Consider the following 23,095-nt stretch of genomic DNA (forward strand, 5'->3'; position numbering starts at 1 on the left):
TTGTGTGATTCGTAAGTAAATTATTTCGATATTTCAGATCCGGGATAAAGTCATATTGTAACGAATATTCAGAATGTGCGCCTTTATCCGGGCCGTAAGACATAGTTATTGCATGTTAATTTATAGTAAAAATCTCTATCTCGCTTTAATCCCCATGACTCGACGAGGAGAGTTCCCGCCTGCAAGTGATAAGCCCTTTGTGAGTGGTCAGAAAAAAAGTAATTCCCGGCGAAAAAATATATGCAGGGGACTCATAGGAATACTATGGTTTCCAAGCCACCATCTTCACATTATAAAGAGATATCCATAGCAGAATTTTTCGAGAAGAACAGGCATATACTCGGCTTTGACTCTCCACAGAAATCTGTTTTCATGATCGTGAAAGAAGCTCTGGATAACTCTCTGGATGCCTGTGAAGAAGGGAGATATCTGCCAGAAATATACGTTGAAATTTCACGCAAAGCAGAGGATGTATTCGCAATAACGGTAAGGGATAACGGGCCGGGCATTGAGAGACTCGAAATTCCAAAAGTATTTGGCCAGCTGCTCTACGGATCACGCTTTCATTCTGTAAGACAGTCAAGAGGACAGCAGGGTATAGGAATAACAGCAGCAATCCTTTATGGCCAGATTACAACCGGGGAATCCTCGCGCATAGTAACAAGAACGCCGGATTCTGACGTCGGCTTCGAGATATTTCTGCAGATAAATGTCAGGGAAAACAGGGGAAATGTAATTTCAGAAAAGCCAGTAATCGTTAACTATGATCATGGAACCGAGATAACCATAACCGCCAAAGGTAAATACCAGGTGGGAAAGCAATCCGTAATTGAATACTTAAAGGAAACTGCGGTCGTCAACCCCGACATGAATCTCACATTTGTTGATCCTGATGGAAGGAAAACCATATTCAAGCGGAGTACTGAAGTCTTACCCGAACCCTCGGTGTCCATAAAACCACACCCTCTGGGGCTTGAGCCAGGGGAAATCATTGGACTTGCATCCACATCAACGGAAAAAAGCATGAAATTATTTCTTTCTGGTGAATTCAACAGGGTCAGTGAACGTGTCGCGCAAGAGATACTAACAATTTCCGGAGTGGGCCCGGAAGCAGACCCAAAGTCGTTGAAGGCTGAGAGTGCGATAAAACTGCAACAGGCATTCAGGAAAGTTAAGCTTATGCCACCGCCTGTAGACTGCCTTTCACCGCTGGGGGAAGAGTATATCAGGAGAGGGTTGAGAACAGTTTACGAAGAAATGCATCCGGCTTTTTATTCCAAGCCCGTGATGAGACCGGTCTCAGTTTACAGCGGCAATCCCTTTTCAGTAGAAGTTGGCATAGTTTACGGCGGAGAAATCAAGGCCGATGACCAGGTCAAGATCATTAGGTACGCTAACAAAGTCCCACTTCTCTATCAGGCCGGAGCCTGTGCCATCACGAAGGCAATATCAGAGGTAGACTGGCGTCCCTATGGCATGGACCAGAAACAGGGCATAGGAATTCCCTTTGGACCAATGATAATTCTGGTCCATGTGTTCAGTACGAGGGTTCCGTACACTTCAGAATCAAAGGAGGCAATAGCCGCAGTACCGGAAATCTCGGAAGAAATCAAATTTGCCCTTAAATCCGTCGCGCGTGGGCTCAAATCCTTCATGAACAAGAATGAGAGGCGGGAAAAGGCCAGTGAAAAATTTGACCTTGTCATGAACATAATTCCCTCCATAGGCAGGAAGTGTGCCAGTATACTCGGAAAGGAGGAGCCAAAGATAGACATGGTGATTTCCAGGATCGCAAATACGGTATTCATAAACGAGACACATTCGAAGAATGAGAACTGCTTTGACGTTCTGGCAAAGATTTTCAATTATACCACAGAGGAAAGATCGTTTGATCTCTACGCTGAACCCTTTGACGGAGAAGTGGAGGGAGAGGCCAAATGGACTATTGAATCCATACCTCCGGCATCGGTGCGGGAAATAAAATTCAGAGTGAGAACAGAAGCGGAAAGGTACTCCGGGACTGAATACTTCACATCCGGGATAGACCCGGTGCTTGTGCACGGCGCCGAGCCACTTCCTGGCGACTGGTCAATAAGGGAGGAGGTAGAGGAAGATGAACAATGACGTCAAGAAAGTGCTGGAATCAATGGTAAACAGGATATACAATTCTCTTTCTGAAGGAGAGGTGCCGGAGATCAGGATGTCCTCAAGAAACAGGGACAACATAGTGTTTGACCAGATTTCATCAGTATGGAAGTATGGGCCATCTACTGTTTCCAGAACCCTCAAGACTGCTGATGGCGCGAATTATATGCTGAAGAATATCTATATGATCGATTTTATACTGGAAATGCTGAGAGATGGGAAAACCTCCACGTTGAGGGAGATGTACTATATCTCCGAGGGGTGGGGGCTGGGTAAATTCGGTACGCAGGATGAATCCGACATGATGGCCGAGGACCTCGAGGTCATCACGTCATTGCTGAGGGAAGATTTCAGGCTCAGGCCTGAGGAGAACGGCGCTAGTATCATCGGAGACCTTACCATTGAGGAGAAGAGCAGGAAGGGGGACTTCAAAAAGATAAACTGCCGGGATGATGTGGGTGAAGCCGGATACACAATACCAAATAACGTGGAAAGCGAGAAACTCAAGATAAAATCCACAAATGCAAAATTCGTTCTCGCGCTGGAAACTGGTGGAATGTTTGATCGACTCGTGGAGAACGGTTTTGATGATAGGTTCAACTGTGTACTTGTCCACCTTAAGGGGCAACCCGCAAGAAGTACAAGGAGGGTACTGAAAAGGCTCAATAATGAGATGGGCCTCCCAATATTTGTGTTTACCGACGGTGATCCCTGGTCGTTCAGGATTTTTAGCTCCATAGCCTACGGGGCTATTAAGACTGCACACATATCTGAGTATCTTGCAGTTCCGACAGCGGAATTCATTGGTGTCACAGCCTCTGATATTCTTAACTATGACCTTCCCACTGATAAGCTGACAGATAAGGATATAGCGGCATTGAATTCAGAACTCAAGGACCCAAGGTTCCAGACGGATTTCTGGAAATCTGAAATCGAGACGATGCTGCAGATTAACAAGAAAGCAGAGCAGCAGGCACTTGCTAAGTACGGACTCAATTATGTTACCGATACTTACTTGCCAGAAAAACTTGCAGAGGTAGGTGGGCTAAGGTGAAAGAGAAGAAGGTCAGTATTGCAGTCGTTCAAATGTCATCCTCTGAAAACAAGGTAGAAAATGGAACTAAAAGTATTCGATTGATGGATTCGATAGTACTGAGAAAACCAGATATTATTGTCTTTCCAGAGTATAACATGATCTCTACTGACTATTCGAAATGGCAGTATATACGTGAGAACGCCGAATCATGCGATGGTAAGTTCGTTGAATCTTTTATCAAGTACGCCTCAAAAAACAGGGTAAACATACTGTGCAATATCGCGGAATCAGAGTTTGGAGTACCCAGGCCCTATAATACCTCCGTACTGATTAATAGTGATGGCTATATTTCAGGTAAATACAGAAAGCTCCATCTTTTCGATGCGCTTGGAAAGAGTGAGAGTTCAGCTTATACAATGGGTTTTGCGCCTCCCGTACCTTTCAGCCTCGGAGATTTCTCTATTGGTGCACAGATATGCTATGACCTCAGATTTCCGGAAGCAGCCAGACTTCTGGCTGTGCAAGGTGCAAAAATTATCATATATCAGGCAGGCTGGTTCAGGGGAGAAAGAAAGCTTGATCAGTGGCGTACGCTTCTAAGATCAAGGGCAATTGAGAACGGAATATACATCGTAGCTTCGGCGCAGTGTGGAGAGAAATTCACAGGTCACTCGATGATAATATCTCCATATGGAGATGTAGTCGCTGAAGCGGGAGAAGAGGAAACTGTGCTTGTCAATGAAATAGATCTCTCAACAATCGAAAAGTATCTCAGTGAAGTACCTGTATTGAAAGCCAGGCGCCTGGATATATACGACGTCAAGGGACGATAGATCAAGAATACGCTATGAGGCTGAGTGCAGTTCTCATCTCCTTAACGTCATGGAGAGTGAAGTCTGCAATTGTATTACCCTCCCTAACCTTCACCTTTAGAGCGTCAATATTGAGCTCAAATGCCTCCTCATCTGTGCCCTCATCACCAGCTATCATTGCGTTCCTATTTCCAACCCTAAGCTTTCTTATTGCGGTTCCCTTGGACACTCTGGGGATTCTTAACTCGAAAATGTTATACCCTGAATAAAGAATCATTCCAGCTTCTGAAGCCATATTTGAAAGCTTCAGATGCAAGTCCTTCTCAAGTTTCTTGTCCATCAGGCCAGTATGGAAAAGCAAGCCTCCTCCCTTGTCAAAAATGCGGAGGCCAGGATAAATTTTAGGGAGCCCCTCATATTTTTCCATCAACTGGCGGCACAGTGCCACGTACCGGTTGAAACCCGGCACAAATGTGGGGGATTTTCCTTTAACCTTCGTAACTGAACCATGAAGCGCAATCAAGTTTATTTCAATGGGAACCAGAGTTTCTATGTCACTGAGCGAACGACCAGTCACCAGGAATGTTTCGTACCTATTCGAAAGATCGCTGAGCAGCTCAAGAAGATCTCGATCCGCAACAGCTTCCCACGGGTTTAAGACTATATCTACGAGAGTCCCATCATAATCAAGGAAAATCATGGGATTAAGTGACGATATACTCCTGAAAGCGTCATAAACATCATAAGCAGATGCCATAATGATCACATAGATACTCTGCTGGAAAGCCCCTTGATTTTTCTGACCCACCAGTTTATATCACGCGTTTCAACGTTTCTCTTCAGCTTCTTTAGCATTTCAGTTTTCTCCTGGTCACTCATTCGCAAAGCGTAGACTATTGCCTCTGCTGTACCTCCAAGATCGTTAGGATTCACAACTATTGCATCTTTCAGATCTGCTGAGGAACCTGCGAATTTTGAAATAATAAGGACGCCATTCCTATTTGCATTCACAAATTCCTTACTCACAAGATTGAGCCCGTCGATCAAGGGGGTTATAAGAGCAACATCAGCAGAAACGTAGTAAGATAACAGTGTCTTCTGCGTTATTCTCCGATAAATGTATATTATAGGGTACCAGTTCAATGACCCATATTCACCGTTGATTCGGCCAATTGTCATTTCAAGCTCTCTTTTCATTGCGGCATACTCCGGAACGGTTGCCCGGCTAGGCGTGACGATCATCAGGAAGACAAATTTCCCGTTGTATTCCGGATGGGTTCTCAAAAGACTCTCTATTGTCAACACCTTTTTCGTAAGCCCTTTAGTATAATCAAGTCTGTCTATTGAGAAAATGACCTTTCTGCCGTTGAAAGAATGCCCACCTAACGGTTTAATGTCTGATGCAGAGTAATACGACGTATCTATTCCAAGAGGAATGGAGTGCACTTTGTGTCGAATGTCGCCTGAACTGCCCTCCATTGACATGTAGCTGGAGATAAAATTATCTGCATAGGTTTCACTATGAAAGGTTATAACGTCAGCCTTTCCTATGCTTCTTACAATTTCTTCCGATTTTGGGAGGGTCGCAAAGAATTCAGCTGCAACCCACGGTATATGCCAGGTGAATATTATTGTGTTTTTTACTCCCATCTGCCTGAGAATGCCTGGGACAAGGCTGAGTTGATAATCATGTATCCAGATTGTCATGCCGTCCTTGAGGTTATTCACCACGGCATTTGCAAATTTTTTATTTACTTCAAAGAAGAAATTGTATCCGGATGCTGAGAAATTTATCCTTTCTCTGAAGTAATGGAATAGGGGCCAGAGGGTGCCGTTTGAAAAGTCGTCATAAAATCCACTTTTCTCTGCCTTGGAGAGCATAATCCTTTCAATGGTGTAGTTCCCGACCACTTCGTGCCTGTACTGTTCGTCTAGTTTACCATCACCCCAGCAGACCCAAATTCCGCCCTCGTTCTGCATAACCCGTCTCATGGCAGTAACTACTCCGCCAATGTTGTCTCTTGTTAAATTTCTTCCACTAATACGATCGTGGCTCAAGGGCGAGCGGCTTGTGACAATGAGATAAGCCATGTACATATATCAGGATATATTATTTAAGTGGTGCAGTTTTAATAAAATAAGTTTTGCTTGGCTTATCAAACTATCTCTCACATAACGAATTCATTGAGATTGGGTATTTTTGTACCTTTCCTGAGTTAAATAAACGTTGGGCGGATGCTGTGAAATGATCACAGAAAGAGACAACAATAACATGGGTAGCGCGGTGTTAGGGTCTGTGCCAAAGCCCCCTAATACCCCAAAATCCTGGAATACGCACCAGATAAAAATGGATGCAAGGATCGTGAGGTATGGAGCGAATCGGAGGTTAAAAAGCCAGAATATTGCAATTGCCACAAATAATGCCACAAAAACTGAATTCCAGATTGTGAAGCTACCAGAAAACACTGATGAAAACCAGTAAAGCAAGTTCTGCAACTGAAATGGCTGAACATTGGAGGCCATTCCACCCGGTATAGGAGGGATTCCGCCATATGCCCAGAAACCGTTTGAGGGCAGGGCTTGTTCCAGCGCTGACAACGAGAAAACAATGACCATGAACAGGGAAATAACCCTAGTTTTCGAATGTTCTTCTAGTCTCAGAAGAAGCACGAAGGATACCATGACGTATACCAAAGCTGATCCGGGAAAACCCGTAAGAAATGAAGCACCAGGAGAGATTACTCCTCCAAACCCCTCTCCAAATACCCAGACTATAATTCCCCAGATTATGGATAAAAGAAGTATCGCATTAAGCCTGTGGCCTCCTCGGAAGATCAGCATTCCAGATCCTATTGCAATCTGGATAATTGCCGAAAATGAATCGTACAATACTGGATGAGCCATCCACGTTACTGTTATAAAGTTAAAATATGGTCGCAGAAAAGCGGGAAACCCGTTTATGACTGGTAAAACGACATTGGAGATGAACCCGTTCGACATTTCAGGCTGAAGTTGAAGAATGCCATCTAGTACCCAAAGTGATCCAAAGCTTAATCTGAGGAAGTTCCCGACTTTTTCATTTCTAGATTCTGATAATCCTCTACCTACCCGCCAGAAGTGAAAAAGGACTGCAAAGGAAATTGTCACACCTACGAGTGCAAATGAATAGAGCTTTACCTCATCATCTTCAGGAGTATTGAACGTTACAAAATCATTGAACATGATCAGTGAAACTGCAATTATTATTACCAGTGCTGAAACGATGATTATCGATTTATTTCTTGAAGGAATCTGAAGAATACCAGATCCAATATGCATAATCTTGCATTTGAATATAATTGATAAATCCGTTGCCTAATATTTGAGGGTAGGAAATACCATCTAGTAAGTACAAATGATTATTATTCAACCTAGAAAGGGGCAAGATCAAGGACAATGAAATAATTATATATGACATAGAAATAACTGGAACGTGACGGCCATAACAGTGGGGTCACACCAGGTCTCATCCCGAACCCGACGGTAAAGCCCGCTGTGTTTCGTACATGTACTATGTTCCGCGAGGGCATGGGAAATACGATTCGCTGTCACATTTTATGTTCATTTTTGAAGGTGCCGGTGTAAAGACTCAAAAACTTCTGCTGGGCTACGTTTCTGTGTTAATGATATTCCGCACTTTATCCATTAGGCTATTATTAAAGCGGCTTGTAAATATTATTTTTAAGCGATATTCCTCTGCCCCTTGATTTCTTCTATTCCCAGGTCAAGAGCCCTTGCGTTGACTTCATAAAGCCCCCCGCTAAATCTCCTTTTCAACGCAGACATTGCATTCTCCCTGCTGAAAGGAAGTACGCCGAGCGCCAGGGCCGCCCCTAAAATGACAGTGTTGACAGATCTATAATTTCCTGCCTCTTTTGCCAGTGATACTGCATCTATCTGATGGATTACCATCCCATCTGGCGCTATTTTCAAGAGCTGTTCCATTGGAGGATATTCCTTGTCATGCATGCTTAAAGAAATCGGGGTCTTTTTTTCTGTATTCATTATAACAAGAGTTTCCCTACCTGCCCTTGAAAGGGCCCTCACGGTCTCTATAGGCTCAAATCCAATAATGATATCCGCGCCTCCTTTCGGGACTATGGAGCCATAAACATCTCCCATTCTAACATCCACGGAAACCGATCCACCTCTCTGGGCAAGTCCATGTATCTCAGACATTACGACATTTATTCCATTCTCGGTAGCTGCCTCGGACATTAACAGGCCAGCCGTAACGACACCCTGTCCGCCAACCCCTGCTATTATCACGTTTTTTATCATTTCACTGGACCTCCTCTATCGCCCTGAATGGGCATACGTATGTCTCGGCACAGACTCCGCAGCCGTCACATATGTCCTGATCAATATTTATCACGCCGCCTTTGATTGAAATCGCTGGGCATGAAAAATTCTCGACACAGTTCATACAGAGCCCGCATTTCTCAGTGTTTACCTGATAGGTCTTCCAGGTTTTCTTTGCCCGCATTTCATTATCTCTAAGGATAGCACACTCCCTTCTAGCAATAACCACTGAAACTCCCTCATTTTTTAGGGCTCCAGATACGGCAAGTAGGGTACTTTTAAGATCGTATGGATCGACAGTTTTGATATACTTTACACCCATGCTTTGTGCAATAGCCTCTATTGACAGAGCCGGAGCAGGTTCCCCCATGCCATTGAGTTCAATCCCGGGGTGTGGTTGTTGTCCAGTCATTGCAGTTGTCCTGTTGTCAAGGACCATCAAGAGAAGATTGGATTCGTTATGAACCGCGTTCGCCAACCCAGTAAGCCCGGAATGGAAAAAGGTTGAATCTCCTATGAAGGCAATGACTTTCTGATTAGTAACCTTTGAAATTCCTCCCCCTACGCCAATGGATGAACCCATTTCAATCATAATATCCGCTTCATCATATGGATCATATACACCGAGAGAGTAACACCCTATGTCAGACGAATAAATGGGGTCTTTTATGTTCGACATCTTCACAGCACGCTTGACGGCATAGTAGGTTGCCCTGTGCGGGCATCCCGGGCACAGTACAGGTGGGCGGGGAGGGAGTTCTGAAATGTCAATTTCTACTGGCAGCTTCTCCGTTTCAAATTTGATGATCTTGGATAGAGATGCCGCCACAGTAACGGGATTATATTCATGGCTCATGGAGAAGAAACCATCTATCTTTCCATAAATCCGTGTATTCAAGGAATGCATTTGGGCCATCATCCTTACCTTTGTTTCAAGGAACGGATCCAGTTCTTCCACGATTATTACATCCCCATGATCGTTGAGAAATTTGGTAATCATTGATTCTGGTAGAGGATTTGTGAAACCGAGCTTCAAGACTGAAACGTCAAGTCTATACTTTCTCACGGCATCCATAAGAACATTGTAAGCTTCACCTGAAGTAATGATGCCATATTTACCAGATCCATAGGTTTCTATCCGGTTAAGGGGAGAAGTCTCTGAGACGGACTTGAGCCTCTCCATTTTTTTTACAAGTTTTTCCTTGAAACCCATGGAATTGACTGGCAATGCCACATATCTTCCAGGTTCATTCGGGAAATATCCTTTCGTCTTGTTTTGCGGGATTTCACCCAGTTCGACCATACCCCTCTGATGACTTACTCTTGTCGTGGTGCGGTACAAAACAGGAACCAGTTCTTTCTCTGATATTTCAAAGGCGTACTTCAGGAAGTCTTTCGCTTCCTGCGATGTTGACGGTTCTACCAATGGGATATGAGCCATTTCTGCATAGTTTCGGTTGTCCTGCTCGTTCTGGGACGAGAACATGGAAGGGTCATCGGCTGACATTATGACCATGCCAGCTCTTATCCCGGTATAGGCAATGCTCATTAGTGGATCAGCAGCCACATTCATCCCGACGTGCTTCATGAATACGAATGACCTTAATCCGGAAATGGCTGATGAAAATGCCACCTCGGTCGCAATCTTTTCATTGATTGAGTATTGAAAATAAATTCCCGCCTCCTTTGCAATTTCATAGAGTACGTTCCCCACTTCACTAGAAGGGGTTCCGGGATAGGTAGTTGCAGTTTTGACTCCGGCTTCAATTATTCCCCGAGCTATTGCTTCGTTACCAAGAAGGAAAAGTTTTTCACTCGGCTTACCGGAGAGGAGTTGTTTAAACTTGTTCATGATAATCAATTTAAAATAACTTTTAACTATTTCAAATGAGAGCCTGAATTATAGGTCGTGCTATTTCGTCTCATGCCGCATATTACTATGCCATTGGACGATCTGAATGGAATTCAACAGGGAAGAACTTTATGAAGTAGTTCTTCGCGTCAAGATCAGCTTAGCGTCAACTGCCGTTGCCATATCTGCATTCACAATTACAGGATTCAGGTCTAGCATTTCCAGACTCTCTCCTATGTCTACAGACAACCTGGAGACGCTCATGAGAACATCGATAACAGAGTTCCTGTTCACCGTTATCCCTCTGAAACTCTTTTCAAATATACGAATGCTTGTTGAATCAATCATGTCTCCGGCATCCTTCCTGTCTATTGGGGTGAGCCTGAACACAACGTCATGGTAAAGTTCCGTGTAGATTCCGCCCATTCCGAGCATTATCACGTTGCCGAAATTTATGTCCTTGACTAGTCCTATGATTATTTCCAATCCAGGAGAGGCCATTTCCTCCGCTAATATCCTTGAATTGGGAAATTTCTTCTGCATTTTACGTATTTCATCTATAAGGCGATCAATATTCTGTATGCCAGTCACGACCCCACCAACATCAGATTTGTGGAGTATTCTGGGATCTGAGACCTTTATCACAACGGGAAATTTGAGTTTCGAGTAATCTGTTGATTCAACTGCGAGGACGGAACGGGGGGCGGGTATTCCATATTCCCGGATAAGTTTCTTTACTGTATATTCATCCGGATCAGGACCCTTTAAAATACTGTCTAGTAGGACTGAACTCAAAGTCTGTCACCCCTGAAACGGCTGTATGCGTATAGGGCTCTCAAAGCTTTCACGCTTCTCGATACGGTAGGATACGCAGGTATCTGCCTGCGTTCGAATTCCCTGAGCAAATCTTTCGCCATTTTGAAGCCAAGAACACCGACAATTATTGGTTTTCCGGACTTCATATGCCTCTCCACAACATCCACGACCGCCGGCCCCATTTTTGGCGTCTGGGGTAATGCATAGACAAGAACGGCGTCTACTCCGGGATCTCTGGTTACAATGCTCAGTACCCTGTCGTAATCGTCCACGCTTCCGTCAGCTGTCAAATCAATAGGATTCTCAGCAGATCCGAATGCCACAATTGTCCCCCTGACATCTGACCTTGTGTCTTCAGCAAGTTTTGCCATCTGCAATGAGGGTCTCAGGGACAGGTCCGATATTTGATCTGTAGAGATTACACCCACACCGCCAGCCGTCGTCAGGATGGCAATCCGGTTTCCACCCATTAACTTGGAATATGCAAGCACTTTAGCATAATCCATAAGTTCTGTTTCATCAAACGCCCTCACGCATCCAGCCTGTGCGAGCATGCCATCAAAGACTGAATCATTTGAGGCCATTGCGCCCGTGTGAAGTGAAGCTGCCTTTGCTGACTGTTCGGTTCTTCCTGCTTTTAGAACAACTATGGGTTTCAATGTGTTGATTCGCTTCACCATTTCATAAAATGATCTGCCGGAAGACACGCTTTCCATGTATATGGCTATGCTTCTGGTATTACTGTCAGAGAGGAAGTGTTCAAGAAAGTCACTTTCCGTGAGGTCAATACGGTTTCCGAGATTTATGAATGCCGATATCCCAAGGCCATATTCGGAGATCGTATCCATGGTCAGAAGTCCAAGAGCCCCACTCTGCGATATAAATCCTACATTTCCCGGGCCAGGAAATGCAACGCGGTCCGAAGACGTCAGAGTTGTATTGACTCTTGAATAGGGCAGGTAGATGCCGACGGTATTTGGCCCTATAACTCTGGTCTCGGAAGCTTTCAACATACCGGAAATTCTTTCTGATAGTTCTTTACCTTCTTCTCCAGTTTCGGCGAAGCCTCCACTGATAATTATTACGAAACTCACTCGTGATCTTATGCATTCTTCAACCGTGCCAGGCACAAGGCGAGCAGGAAGGATGATTACTGCAACCGTTACCGGCTTTTTAATTTCAGTAAGAGACTTATAACATTGCAGTCCAAGTATTTCTGATGAGGAAGGATTCACCGGGTATATTTTACCTGAAAATCCTGTAGTTACGAGGTTTTTGAGAATAACATGGCCTATCTTGGTTTCGTCCTTAGAAGCACCTATAACGGCGATAGACTCTGGGGTGAATAAGTCTTCAAGCATTAACGGGGATTGGTAATTTTCTTATAATTTTTTACTGGGATGAGTGGAAAAATGTGGAGGGTGATTGGCGTGGCTTCATCTCATGAACAGGTCATTTGCCATCATGCTTCTCATTCTTGAAAGCTCCGACGGGCGGAAAATGCCATATTCGGTTATGAATCCGGAAACGTACTCATTTGGGGTAACGTCAAAAGCCGGATTTCTTGCCATGCTCCCGGAGGGTCCGATGCGGGTATCACCAACAAGAAGCACTTCTTCCTGGCCTCTCTCTTCTATGGGAATGTCATCCCCCGTCTCGATTGAGAAATCAAAGGTGCTGCCGGGAGCAGCCACGTAGAACGGGATTCCGTTAGCCTTGGCAACCACTGCTTTTTCGTACGTTCCAATCTTGTTGGCAAAGTCTCCGTTTCTGGCTATCCTATCAGCCCCAACTATCACAATGTCAACTTCGCCTTTCTTCATGAAATATCCGGCAGCGTTGTCCGCAATGATCGCGTGGTCTATGCCTTCCTGCTGAAGCTCCCACGCCGTGAGCTTGGCGCCCTGAAGCCTTGGCCGGGTTTCGTCCACAAATACGAACGGCTTTTTTCCCTGCCTGGCTGCAATCCTGATGGGGGCAAGTGCAGTGCCCCAATCAACAACCGCGAGTGCTCCAGCATTGCAGTGAGTGAGGATTCTACCATCCTGCCTTATAAGATTGTTTCCAAATTCACCTATCCTCTTGCTTCTACCGGAGATTTCGTTTGAATATCTCCTGGCTGAGCTCAGATCGAAATTATTTTCTTTCATGTATTTTATTGCCTTAAAAAGGTCAAACGCCGTGGGTCTTGTCTTTGAGATCTTGTCCACTGCGGAGTCCATGTTTTCTTCATTGTGTTTTGCCATAGCCAAACCAAACGCGGCAGTTACACCTATCGCGGGAGCACCGCGAACAAGCATATCTTTTATGGCATGGACGATGTCGTCAGTGTTCTTGGCGTCGAAAATTTCAATCTTTTCCGGGAGTTTTCTCTGATCTACAAGCCTTACTGTATCATTTTCATACCATACAGCAAACAGGTTCTTTTCCTCTCCGTCGACAATAACCTTCATTATACTACCTATTGCCAGATTTCTCAATGTCGAATTAATCTTATGCTTATCCCTCAATGCTTGCTTGTTTTCAATCTCAAAGATTCATAGGACAGGTTGTATGAGCACATTCAGATCGGAATGCAATTTAATATAACGTCTGCTATCATGTTTGGAGCAGATGGCAGAAGATCAGGATGATCTTAGATCAATAGAACAAATAACTGACGAGGAAGATAAATTAAAAAAACTCCGGGAATTAGATTCTGACAATGAAAAACTTGTCTCGCAATTTGGTGCTAGCTCAATTTCCGAAATAAAGGAACTTCCAGACTTCTACACATTTAGAAACGGGCTGATATATTCCCACCGGAATTTCGACATATTCCTAAGGAGATTGAAATCCGGGGAGAAAAGCGCTGTTGTTTCTGGCTTCAATGCCAGCATGACCCCTCATATAGGTCACATATCTGTCTTTGACACCAATCTCTATTTCCAGAGGGAACATAATGTGCAGGTTTTCATGCCAATTTCGGACGACGAAAGCTATGTTTCCGGAAAGATCAACGACCAGGAGGAGGGCCTGAAAAATTCTATTCTCATTGCCAGGGCCATGATTGCTTTTGGGTATGATCTGAAGAAGACGCACATTATAATAGACCAGATTTTTACCCAAATTTACAATCTTGCTATCAAGCTGTCCCGGGGGATAAATATGTCTGAGATCAAGGCAGTATACGGTTACTCTAATGACAAGAATACTGGCTTGCATTTTTACCCCGCTATCCAGTCAGCCCACATCATCTTCCCGAATACCTTGGGATACCGGAATGTTATCGTTCCCATTGGACCGGACGAAGATGCCCACCTCAGGGTATGTCGTGATGTAGCTGAAAAGTTCGGGTTTGAAAAGCCTGCGGTATTACATTCCAGATTCCTGATGGGAACAGACGGGACCAAGATGTCGAAATCAAAGAACAATGCCATATTTCTTATGGATAGCCTAAAGAGCATCCGGAAGAAGGTCATGAACTCATACAGCGGCGGCCGGGTGTCCATTGAGGAACACAGGAAGCTCGGCGGTATCCCGGAAATAGATGTTTCATTCCAGTACCTGAAGAGTTACTTTCTATCTCCGAAGGACTCTGAGAATCTCTATGCCCGGTATAAGAGCGGAGAGATCCTCACCGGCGAACTCAAAACGATGCTATTTGAGAGAATTAGTAAAAGAATTGAGGATTTTCAATCAAAGTATGAAAAGATTGGGAGAAAGGAAATCATGCAGGTATTGATGGTTAACACTCAGGTTGACTTGGACTATATTTTCGACCGGCTCGGTTTGTGAATGCAACAGAACACGTTGAGAACCTATCCTCCAGCTACTTTCTCGCATTAATAAAATCTTCAAGACTTCATCCTGTAATGAAGGCTGGCAGAATTAGAGGACATTGTGCTTTCCGCAAAAACGAGAATGTTTATATCCTGAGAATCGATAAAGTTTGCTATTAAACAGGCGGGGCCCGTAGCTCAGCTAGGTAGAGCATCTGGCTTTTAACCAGGTGGTCGGGGGTTCGAACCCCCCCGGGCCCGCGGCAGGTGACGGTTAAGATGGGGAAGTTCAACGTATTGCAGCATGATTTGGTGCCTGAGCATCATCTCGTTGATGCTAAAGAGGAACAGAAGATTCTGAAAGAGTTAAATGTCGCAAAGGATTTACTCCCTAAGATCAGCAGGAATGATCCGGCTGTAAAGGCTCTTGAGGAGATACACGGGCCTCTGGAGAACGGGAGAATGATTAAGATTATCAGAAGGAGCCCGACGGTGGGGCTATCTACATATTATAGAGTTGTGACTGGTGAGGTTTTTAAATGAGAGAACTTGTTGATGTATTTTTCAAGAAAGAAAGTGTTGTGAACCATCAAATTGAATCAATGAATTATTTTGTTGCGTCGAAGGACAACCCAGACAACATAATGCAGCAGATCGTGGACGATACAAAGATCTCTGATGACAGTGAACCAGGCATAATGACGCTTGATCCTGCGAAGACACAGAACCGTAAAATTGAGATCAGATACGGAAGAGTCAGGGAAAAAAACAGGCCTATTGGGCCTTCTACCATATGGGTAGACAGGCCAGAGATAAAGGAAGCTTCAGGCGCTTCAAATCAAATTACGCCCAATGAGGCGAGACTGAGAGATTTGAATTACATGGCTCCAATAAACCTTGAACTGAGGGTTATTGAGGATGGAATAGAGAAAGAGCCCGAAACAATTAAGATCGGGGATATTCCAGTAATGGTCAGATCGAGAGTGTGTACGCTGGCTGAAGGTAACCTTGATCTTTATGTGGAAAAGAACAATGGTCCAGTTAATGCTACAAGGAAGGAAAAGCTGCAATACGTGGGAGAGGACCCGGAGGATGCAGGCGGATACTTCATTATCGGGGGATCAGAGAGAGTCATAGTTTCGCTCGAGGATCTTGCCCCAAACAAGATTCTCGTTGAATTCGAGGAGAAGTACGAATCCAGGGTAGAAGTGGCAAAAGTGTTCTCTCAGAGAGGAGGATTCAGGGCCCTCACTTCCATTGAAAAAGGGAACGACGGCATAATAAGTGTTTCAATTCCAAGCGTTGCAGGTACAATACCTATAGTTATCCTGATGAAGGCGCTCGGGCTCGAGAAGGATGTGGATGTTCACAATTCTATAGCAACTGTCCAGAAGATGGACCCCATCATTTACGCTAATATCGAAGAAGCAAAGAACCCTAAAATTTTCCCACCAAATGGCATATCCAATACCGAAGACGCCATTTCTTACATAGAAAAGAGATTCGCTGCTGGCCAGGCTAAGGAATTCAGGGAAAAGAAAGTTTCACAGATGCTGGACAAGTCACTTCTTCCACATCTTGGTGACACTGAAGCTGACAGGCTAAAAAAGGCAATATATCTTGGCAGGATGGCCAGGTCACTCCTTGAGCTGAACCTTGGGATCAGGAAGGAGGATGATAAAGATCATCTTGCGAATAAGAGAATTAAACTCGCTGGAGATCTGCTTGATGAGCTCTTCAGAAACGCATTTCAGTCTGTGCTCAAGGATCTTAAGTACCAGCTTGAGCGAACTTATAACAGGAAAAAGGGGATCAGGCTCAGACCTGCTGTTAGACAGGATCTGCTCACACAGAAGATTCTTCACGCCATGGCAACGGGTAACTGGATCGGAGGCAGAACCGGTGTTTCGCAACTCCTGGATAGGGTTTCAAACGTGAGTACCCTGAGCCATCTCAGGAGGATAATATCACCGCTGACCAGATCTCAACCACACTTCGAAGCCAGGGATTTGCATCCTACACAGTGGGGTAGAATCTGCCCTAATGAGACTCCGGAAGGTCAGAATTGCGGTCTCGTGAAAAATGCTGCGCTCATAATTAATGTAACTGAGGGCATTGATCCGGAAATTGTTCTGGAATTCCTGAAAGGAATGGACGTCAAGGAGATCCTCGAAGAGAACCCTAATACTGGAAGAGTGTACCTCAATGGAGACTTCATAGGTTATCATGACGATCCGGCAAAACTTACAAATCAGATCAGAAGTGAGAGGAGGAAAGGAAAACTCCCAGACGATGTCAATGTGAGATTTGATTTTGAGACAAGAGAAGTGATCATTAACTGCGACAGGGGAAGGATAAGAAGACCGCTCCTGACATTGAACAACGGGACTACTGTCCTCACAAGAGAGATGCTGAAAAAGTTAGAAGGCGGAGAATATCAACTCAGAGATCTCGTAAAAAAAGGTGCCATGGAGTGGATAGACGCCGAGGAGGAAGAAAACCTCTACATTGCCGTTTATGGCTACGATTTCCCCGAAAAGTGTCCAAACTGCGGATCATACCTTTACAGGAGCAAACTTGATTGGATCAATCATGGTGAGTCTGGCAGCGATAAGGTAATTCTCCAGTGTCAGGAATGCAAGGCGACTTTCGACGGAAAGAACCTTCTGACAGAGGAATACACGCATATGGAGATCGATCCGTCGCTTATTCTAGGCGTTGTAGCTTCCATAACCCCATACCCTGAACATAACTCATCTCCTAGAATCACAATGGCAGCAGCCATGACAAAACAGTCAATAGGACTTTCAAGCACAAATTTCAGGATAAGGACAGATACGAGGGGGCATGTACTTCACTACCCACAGATTCCCCTTGTAAAGACCAAAATAATGGATTTCATAAAGTATGACAAGAAACCTGCCGGACAAAATTTTGTGGTGGCTATACTTTCCTATCAGGGATACAATATCCAGGATGCTCTTATAATGAACAAGGCTGCTGTTGAGCGCGGTCTAGGGAGGAGCACATTTTTCAGAACATATACTGCTGAGGAAAGAAGATACCCTGGCGGGCAGGAGGACAAGTTTGAGATACCCACTCACGACGTACTAGGGGCAAGAGCGGAGGAGAGCTACAAAAACTTGGACGAAAACGGTGTAATTTTTCCGGAATCTTACGTCGAAGGTGCCGATGTTCTAGTGGGAAAGACTTCGCCGCCGAGATTTCTGGAAGAGGGCGGAGACAAACTTGGCCCACAGAGGAGGAGAGAATCATCAATTACCATGAGGCCCAACGAGAACGGTTTCGTGGACAATGTTATACTCACCGTCTCCGAGAGCAACAGCAGGGTTGTTAAGATCAAGGTCAGGAGTGAGAGAATACCTGAATTGGGCGACAAGTTTGCGTCCAGACACGGCCAGAAGGGAGTCATAGGTTCAGTGGTCCCGCAGGAGGACATGCCCTTCACAGAGGACGGAATAATCCCAGATCTCGTAATCAATCCACATGCCATACCATCAAGGATGACCGTGGGTCATATACTAGAGATGATAGGTGGCCAAGTAGCTTCCATGAAGGGGGAGATTATTGACGGTACCATATTCAGTGGAGAACCCGAGACAAGCCTGAGAGAAGGGCTTAGAAAGTTTGGATTCAGGAAGTCATCCGAGGAAAGTATGTACGACGGCATAACGGGCAGGAAATATGAGGCTGATATCTTTACGGGTATTATTTATTACCAGAAGCTCCACCATATGGTGGCTGGCAAGTTCCATGCAAGGTCCAGAGGACCGGTGCAGATACTCACGAGGCAGCCTACAGAGGGAAGGTCGAGGCAGGGTGGCCTGAGATTCGGTGAAATGGAGCGCGACACCCTCATTGCCCATGGTGCTGCAATGGTTATAAAGGACAGGCTGCTGGACCAGAGCGATGGTACCATACTTTATGTGTGTGGAAACCCCAAATGCGGCCATATCGCGATCCTCGACAGGAGGAGAGGAACACTTCGCTGTCCAGTGTGTGGCAACACTGGAAATATTCATCCGGTAGAGACAAGTTACGCCTTCAAGCTTATGAGGGATGAACTGAACTCTCTTGGAGTTATTATGAGACTTAATTTAGGTGATATGAAATGACGGGTGGAATATCCAAAAGAATAAACAGGATCCAATTTGCTCTTCTTTCTCCAGAAGAGATTAGAAAAATGTCGCAGGTAAAGATCATCACAGCTGATACTTATGATGATGACGGCTATCCAATCGAAAGGGGGCTCATGGATCTGCATCTTGGCGTAATAGAGCCCGGACTTAAATGCGCCACGTGTGGAGGTAAAGTCGATGAGTGTCCAGGGCATTTTGGCCATATCGAGCTTGCCATGCCCGTAGTGCATGTAGGTTTTATCAAAGAGATCAAAACATTTCTTGATGCGACATGCAAGTCGTGTGGGAGGATAAAGCTGACAGATGATGAGGTCGCCTCATACAGGAAGAAATTCGAGGCGATGAACTTTTCTTCCGCTGACCCTGAAATCATTGGGCTGATGTCAAAGAAAGTCACCGACGAAGCATCCCAGAGGATGGTATGCCCACACTGTGGTGTTCAGCAGGTCAAAGTCATACTTGACAAGCCGACAACCTTCAGAGAAGAAGGTATTAAAGTCACCCCAAAGGAAGTCAGGGAAAGGCTTGAAAGGATACCTGACGATGATCTGGTGTTTTTCGGCCTGAACAAGGAAGTTGCGAGGCCTGAATGGATGGTTCTGACAGTTTTACTGGTTCCGCCAATCAATGTCAGACCCTCAATAACTCTTGAAACCGGGGAACGCAGCGAAGATGACCTTACGCATAAGCTGGTGGATATTATCAGGATAAGCCAGAGGCTCAGGGAAAGCAGAGACAATGGCTCACCGCAGCTAATCATAGAGGATCTCTGGGACCTTCTCCAGTTTCACGTAACTACTTATTTTGACAACCAGACTGCTGGGATACCGCCTGCGAGGCACAGATCTGGCAGGGCTTTGAAAACTCTAGTTCAGAGGCTGAAGGGAAAAGAGGGCAGATTTAGGTCAAACCTGTCCGGAAAGAGGGTAAACTTCTCTGCCAGGACTGTAATTTCACCTGAACCGTTCCTTTCCATAAATGAGGTTGGGGTCCCGGAGAAGGCAGCCAGGGAACTCACGGTTCCGATGACTGTGAATATTTTTAATCTTGAGAGTGTAAGGGATTTTGTCAAGAACGGTCCTGCTCCAAGAGATGAATTTGGAAAGTACCTCCCAGGCGTCAATTATATAATTAGGCCGGATGGTAGAAGAATCAGGGTCACGGTTCAGAATGCCGAAGAAAACAGTAAGAGGGTGGAGGTCGGATGGACAGTGGAAAGACAGTTGATGGAGGGGGATATTGTCCTTTTCAACAGACAGCCGTCACTTCACAGGATGTCAATGATGGCTCACACTGTAAGAATCCTGCCAGGACAGACATTCAGGTTTAACCTGGCTGTATGCACTCCCTACAACGCCGATTTCGATGGTGATGAAATGAACCTTCACATCGTGCAGAAGGAGGAAGCCAGGGCCGAGGCAAGGATCATTATGAAGGTCCAGGAACAGATCATGTCACCAAGGTTCGGTGGGCCGATCATAGGTGGTATACATGACCACATAACTTCGCTATTCCTCCTCACCCATGAAAATCCACTTTACACGGAAGAACAGACGATCCACATGATGTGTTACGTTAAGTCCGAAAAGCCTCTTGAACCCGTGGTCATTGATGGAAAGAAGTTCTACCATGGCAGGGATATTTTTTCGACGGTATTGCCCGAAGGTCTTAATCTGAGATTTACCAGCAAATTATGCTCAGCAGCCAAGGCGAAGTGTGAGTATGAATCAGACCCTGAGGATAAGGAGGTAGTAATCATCAACGGGAAGATGATTCACGGTACTATAGACGAGAGTGCCATAGGGCCGTTTTCAGGTATAATCATTGACAAAATTTTCAGGAAATACGGGCCAGAAGAAACAGCAAAGTTCATTGACAGGATGACCAGGTTGTCTGTCGGATTTATTAGTGGAAGGGGCTTCTCAACGGGTATAAAAGACTACGATATCCCGGAGAATGCGGTTTCAAGAATAAAGGAAATATCAGATGAAGCCACTGTGAAGATAAACAGGCTGATAGATACATACAGGGAAGGAATGCTGCAACCTGCACCTGGAAGGTCAGTTGAAGAGACTCTTGAAATCGAGATCCTGAGCGTAACAGGTGGAGCCAGGGATGAGTCTGGAAAGGTCGCAAGTGCGTATCTGGGATTGAATAACCCCTCTGTCATAATGGCAAGATCCGGCGCCAGGGCTAAAATGCTAAATATTTCTGAGGTGGCAGGAATGGTGGGCCAGCAATCTGTCAGAGGTGGAAGACTAAACAGGGGATACTATGGAAGAACACTGCCACATTTCAAGGTAAATGACATTGGTGGAAAGGCCAGGGGTTTTGTGAAATCGTCTTACAAATCGGGGCTTGATCCTCTTGAGTATTTCTTTCACAGTATTGGTGGAAGGGAGGGTCTCGTGGACACGGCTGTAAGAACTTCAAGGAGCGGATACATGCAGAGAAGGCTAATCAATGCATTTGAAGATCTCAAGGTGGACGAAACAAGGAGTGTTCAGGACACAATAGGAACAGTCATCCAGTTCAAGTATGGAGAGGATGGTGTTGATCCAACAAGGAGCGAGAGAGGAGAGACTGTTGACCTGGACTACCTTATATTCGATGCAGAACAGGAGGTGCAGTGATGACATCCATATTGTGGAAAGATACAAAGAAAAACCTCAGGGATCTGATCAGGCATTCTCCTACTAGTTATGCTGTTGAAGCTGAGGTAGATCAGGCACCCACAGAGGGTTATGTAACTGTGGATCAGAAGGCTTTTACCTTTTATCTGAAAATTTCCGGCGTCGAAAAATATCAAGAGCAGGAAGACATATTCGTGAAGAAGAAGACCGGTCTCAAGAGCATCCTGAAAATCGAATCAGCCAGAGAAATCGATCCCGTATCACTGGGAGAGTTCAGAAAAGGGTCCAAGAGAATTAAGGAATTCGAGGATTTCATGCTCGCAGATAGGGTTCAGGCAAAAATGGAGGAAAAGTCCTCCTATTCCGAATCACTGAGTCCTGAGGTGAAAGCTGTACTTAGCGACGCTAAGGCAAAGGGTTTTGACATTCCGGTTTCTGTTGCAACGGAATTTGCATCTAAAAGAGAGGGAATGGAGAAAAAAGTATATGAGAGGGTCCTCGGAGAAATCAGCACAGATATTGTCAAGAAATCCATTGATCCATACGAGGCTGTAGGTATAATAGCAGCTCAGAGTATCGGGGAACCCGGAACACAGATGACCATGAGAACGTTTCACTTTGCCGGTGTCAGAGAAATGAACGTCACTCTAGGCCTCCCTCGCCTTATAGAAATAGTGGATGCTAGAAGGATTCCAAGCACGCCTTCGATGACCGTCTACCTGAACAATGATATCGAAGAATCAGAAGAGGCTGTGCTGAAAGTGGTGAAGGAACTTGAAAACACCACAATTATTGATGTTGCTGATATTGTAACAGATGTAGGGGAAATGCTGCTTACCATTAAGCCAGATCTGTCCAGGATGAAGGAACGCCTGGTTGTGCCTGACGATCTTCTTCAGGCACTTGAAAAAATGAAAGGAATCACAGTGATAAAATCCGAAAGTGGCGATAACATTGTGATCAAGCCACAGCAGGAATCCTTTAAGAAACTCTATCAAGTGCAGGAACAGCTGAAGGGCTTGACGATCAAGGGGATTACCGGAATAAAGAGAGCGATAGCAAGGATTCAGGGCGATGGAAAATGGATAATTTACACGCAGGGATCAAACCTGAAAGATGTCCTGCAGCTGGATGAGATTGACTCCACAAGAACATATACAAATGACATAATCGAGATTGCAAACGTTCTTGGAATAGAAGCTGGAAGGAATGCCATTTTCAGGGAATCCGCAAACACTCTTCAGGAACAGGGTCTTATAGTTGATCAGAGGCATCTCATGCTGGTATCAGACATGATGACGTTTTCTGGAACAGTCAGAGCAGTGGGCAGACAGGGTATTTCTGGACGGAAGAGCAGCGTTCTGGCCAGGGCGGCATTTGAAATAACCACCAAACACCTCCTGAGAGCTGGCCTGTTGGGGGAAGTTGACCCACTGACGGGCGTTGCAGAGAACATAATCGTGGGCCAGCCAATCACGCTGGGTACTGGGGCAATAAACCTCGTATACAAGGGAAATAAAAAATGAACTACTTTTCGCA

At 45.1% G+C, this 23,095-nt stretch carries 16 protein-coding genes, 1 tRNA gene and 1 rRNA gene; 10 read left to right on the top strand and 8 right to left on the bottom strand.

All coding sequences use genetic code 11. The features are described from left to right. Positions 1–264 precede the first annotated feature (264 nt). The 3 genes from QW597_02970 to QW597_02980 are packed head-to-tail and all read left to right on the top strand — an operon-like array spanning position 265 to position 4,014. A complete protein-coding gene (locus QW597_02970; GenBank protein MEM0155551.1) occupies positions 265–2,124 on the top strand; it encodes a DNA topoisomerase VI subunit B in 1,860 nt (619 codons plus the stop codon). Further along, positions 2,114–3,199, top strand: a complete 1,086-nt coding sequence (locus QW597_02975) for a DNA topoisomerase IV subunit A (GenBank protein ID MEM0155552.1) — start codon at positions 2,114–2,116, stop codon at positions 3,197–3,199. Before QW597_02970 ends, QW597_02975 begins: the two co-directional genes overlap by 11 nt. Next, positions 3,196–4,014, top strand: coding sequence for a carbon-nitrogen hydrolase family protein (locus QW597_02980; protein ID MEM0155553.1), 819 nt, complete (start codon positions 3,196–3,198; stop codon positions 4,012–4,014). The genes QW597_02975 and QW597_02980 overlap by 4 nt, the downstream gene beginning before the upstream one ends. A 1-nt stretch (position 4,015) precedes the next feature. Here the strand turns inward: QW597_02980 and QW597_02985 are convergent, their stop codons facing one another. From QW597_02985 to QW597_02995, 3 genes are all read right to left on the bottom strand, one after another. Then, on the bottom strand, positions 4,016–4,750 hold the full coding sequence (locus QW597_02985) for an HAD-IIB family hydrolase (GenBank protein ID MEM0155554.1): 735 nt from the start codon (positions 4,748–4,750) through the stop codon (positions 4,016–4,018). Between the two features lie 5 nt (positions 4,751–4,755). After that, a complete protein-coding gene (locus QW597_02990; protein ID MEM0155555.1) occupies positions 4,756–6,084 on the bottom strand; it encodes a trehalose-6-phosphate synthase in 1,329 nt (442 codons plus the stop codon). Between the two features lie 90 nt (positions 6,085–6,174). Beyond that, entirely contained in the window at positions 6,175–7,311 is a 1,137-nt protein-coding gene (locus QW597_02995) for a hypothetical protein (GenBank protein MEM0155556.1), read from the bottom strand. Positions 7,312–7,464: 153 nt separating this feature from the next. On the opposite strand from QW597_02995, the gene rrf reads away from it, so the two are divergent. Next, positions 7,465–7,586 (top strand): 5S ribosomal RNA (gene rrf, locus QW597_03000). Positions 7,587–7,713: 127 nt separating this feature from the next. On the opposite strand, the gene QW597_03005 is transcribed toward rrf, so the two are convergent. The 5 genes from QW597_03005 to mtnA form a co-directional block, all read right to left on the bottom strand. After that, entirely contained in the window at positions 7,714–8,313 is a 600-nt protein-coding gene (locus tag QW597_03005; protein MEM0155557.1) for an indolepyruvate oxidoreductase subunit beta, read from the bottom strand. Position 8,314: 1 nt separating this feature from the next. Further along, positions 8,315–10,186, bottom strand: a complete 1,872-nt coding sequence (gene iorA / locus QW597_03010) for an indolepyruvate ferredoxin oxidoreductase subunit alpha (GenBank protein MEM0155558.1) — start codon at positions 10,184–10,186, stop codon at positions 8,315–8,317. Positions 10,187–10,315: 129 nt separating this feature from the next. Beyond that, complete coding sequence (locus QW597_03015; GenBank protein MEM0155559.1) at positions 10,316–10,981, bottom strand: acetate--CoA ligase family protein; 666 nt, start codon at positions 10,979–10,981, stop codon at positions 10,316–10,318. Next, a complete protein-coding gene (locus QW597_03020; protein MEM0155560.1) occupies positions 10,978–12,363 on the bottom strand; it encodes a CoA-binding protein in 1,386 nt (461 codons plus the stop codon). Before QW597_03020 ends, QW597_03015 begins: the two co-directional genes overlap by 4 nt. Before the next feature lie 75 nt (positions 12,364–12,438). After that, positions 12,439–13,455, bottom strand: coding sequence for an S-methyl-5-thioribose-1-phosphate isomerase (mtnA, locus tag QW597_03025; protein ID MEM0155561.1), 1,017 nt, complete (start codon positions 13,453–13,455; stop codon positions 12,439–12,441). A gap of 160 nt (positions 13,456–13,615) precedes the next feature. Here mtnA and trpS point away from each other — a divergent pair, with 160 nt between their 5' ends. From trpS to rpoA2, 6 genes are all read left to right on the top strand, one after another. Next, positions 13,616–14,779 carry a tryptophan--tRNA ligase gene (trpS, locus tag QW597_03030; GenBank protein MEM0155562.1) on the top strand — a complete coding sequence of 388 codons (1,164 nt, stop codon included), beginning with the start codon at positions 13,616–13,618 and terminating at the stop codon, positions 14,777–14,779. Positions 14,780–14,950: 171 nt separating this feature from the next. Continuing rightward, positions 14,951–15,024 (top strand) — tRNA-Lys (locus QW597_03035). Positions 15,025–15,042: 18 nt separating this feature from the next. After that, positions 15,043–15,306, top strand: coding sequence for a DNA-directed RNA polymerase subunit H (locus QW597_03040; protein ID MEM0155563.1), 264 nt, complete (start codon positions 15,043–15,045; stop codon positions 15,304–15,306). Continuing rightward, on the top strand, positions 15,303–18,899 hold the full coding sequence (locus tag QW597_03045; protein ID MEM0155564.1) for a DNA-directed RNA polymerase subunit B: 3,597 nt from the start codon (positions 15,303–15,305) through the stop codon (positions 18,897–18,899). The genes QW597_03040 and QW597_03045 overlap by 4 nt, the downstream gene beginning before the upstream one ends. Beyond that, positions 18,896–21,556, top strand: a complete 2,661-nt coding sequence (gene rpoA1, locus QW597_03050) for a DNA-directed RNA polymerase subunit A' (protein ID MEM0155565.1) — start codon at positions 18,896–18,898, stop codon at positions 21,554–21,556. The genes QW597_03045 and rpoA1 overlap by 4 nt, the downstream gene beginning before the upstream one ends. Beyond that, positions 21,556–23,082: a DNA-directed RNA polymerase subunit A'' gene (gene rpoA2 / locus QW597_03055; GenBank protein ID MEM0155566.1), complete on the top strand. Its 1,527-nt coding sequence runs from the start codon at positions 21,556–21,558 to the stop codon at positions 23,080–23,082. The genes rpoA1 and rpoA2 overlap by 1 nt, the downstream gene beginning before the upstream one ends. Positions 23,083–23,095 lie beyond the last annotated feature (13 nt).

It is taken from the genome of Thermoplasmataceae archaeon, assembly GCA_038729425.1.
GTDB lineage: Archaea > Thermoplasmatota > Thermoplasmata > Thermoplasmatales > Thermoplasmataceae > B-DKE.

What these genes read in the sequence shown, in the direction of transcription:
- rpoA2 (MEM0155566.1), top strand. Translation starts at nt 21,556, where the DNA reads ATGACATCCATATTGTGGAAAGATACAAAGAAAAACCTCAGGGATCTG.
- QW597_03045 (MEM0155564.1), top strand. Translation starts at nt 15,303, where the DNA reads ATGAGAGAACTTGTTGATGTATTTTTCAAGAAAGAAAGTGTTGTGAAC.
- mtnA (MEM0155561.1), bottom strand. Translation starts at nt 13,455, where the DNA reads ATGAAGGTTATTGTCGACGGAGAGGAAAAGAACCTGTTTGCTGTATGG.
- QW597_03005 (MEM0155557.1), bottom strand. Translation starts at nt 8,313, where the DNA reads ATGATAAAAAACGTGATAATAGCAGGGGTTGGCGGACAGGGTGTCGTT.
- iorA (MEM0155558.1), bottom strand. Translation starts at nt 10,186, where the DNA reads ATGAACAAGTTTAAACAACTCCTCTCCGGTAAGCCGAGTGAAAAACTT.
- QW597_02975 (MEM0155552.1), top strand. Translation starts at nt 2,114, where the DNA reads ATGAACAATGACGTCAAGAAAGTGCTGGAATCAATGGTAAACAGGATA.
- QW597_02995 (MEM0155556.1), bottom strand. Translation starts at nt 7,311, where the DNA reads ATGCATATTGGATCTGGTATTCTTCAGATTCCTTCAAGAAATAAATCG.
- QW597_02985 (MEM0155554.1), bottom strand. Translation starts at nt 4,750, where the DNA reads ATGGCATCTGCTTATGATGTTTATGACGCTTTCAGGAGTATATCGTCA.
- trpS (MEM0155562.1), top strand. Translation starts at nt 13,616, where the DNA reads ATGGCAGAAGATCAGGATGATCTTAGATCAATAGAACAAATAACTGAC.
- QW597_03020 (MEM0155560.1), bottom strand. Translation starts at nt 12,363, where the DNA reads ATGCTTGAAGACTTATTCACCCCAGAGTCTATCGCCGTTATAGGTGCT.
- QW597_02970 (MEM0155551.1), top strand. Translation starts at nt 265, where the DNA reads ATGGTTTCCAAGCCACCATCTTCACATTATAAAGAGATATCCATAGCA.
- rpoA1 (MEM0155565.1), top strand. Translation starts at nt 18,896, where the DNA reads ATGACGGGTGGAATATCCAAAAGAATAAACAGGATCCAATTTGCTCTT.
- QW597_02990 (MEM0155555.1), bottom strand. Translation starts at nt 6,084, where the DNA reads ATGGCTTATCTCATTGTCACAAGCCGCTCGCCCTTGAGCCACGATCGT.
- QW597_03040 (MEM0155563.1), top strand. Translation starts at nt 15,043, where the DNA reads ATGGGGAAGTTCAACGTATTGCAGCATGATTTGGTGCCTGAGCATCAT.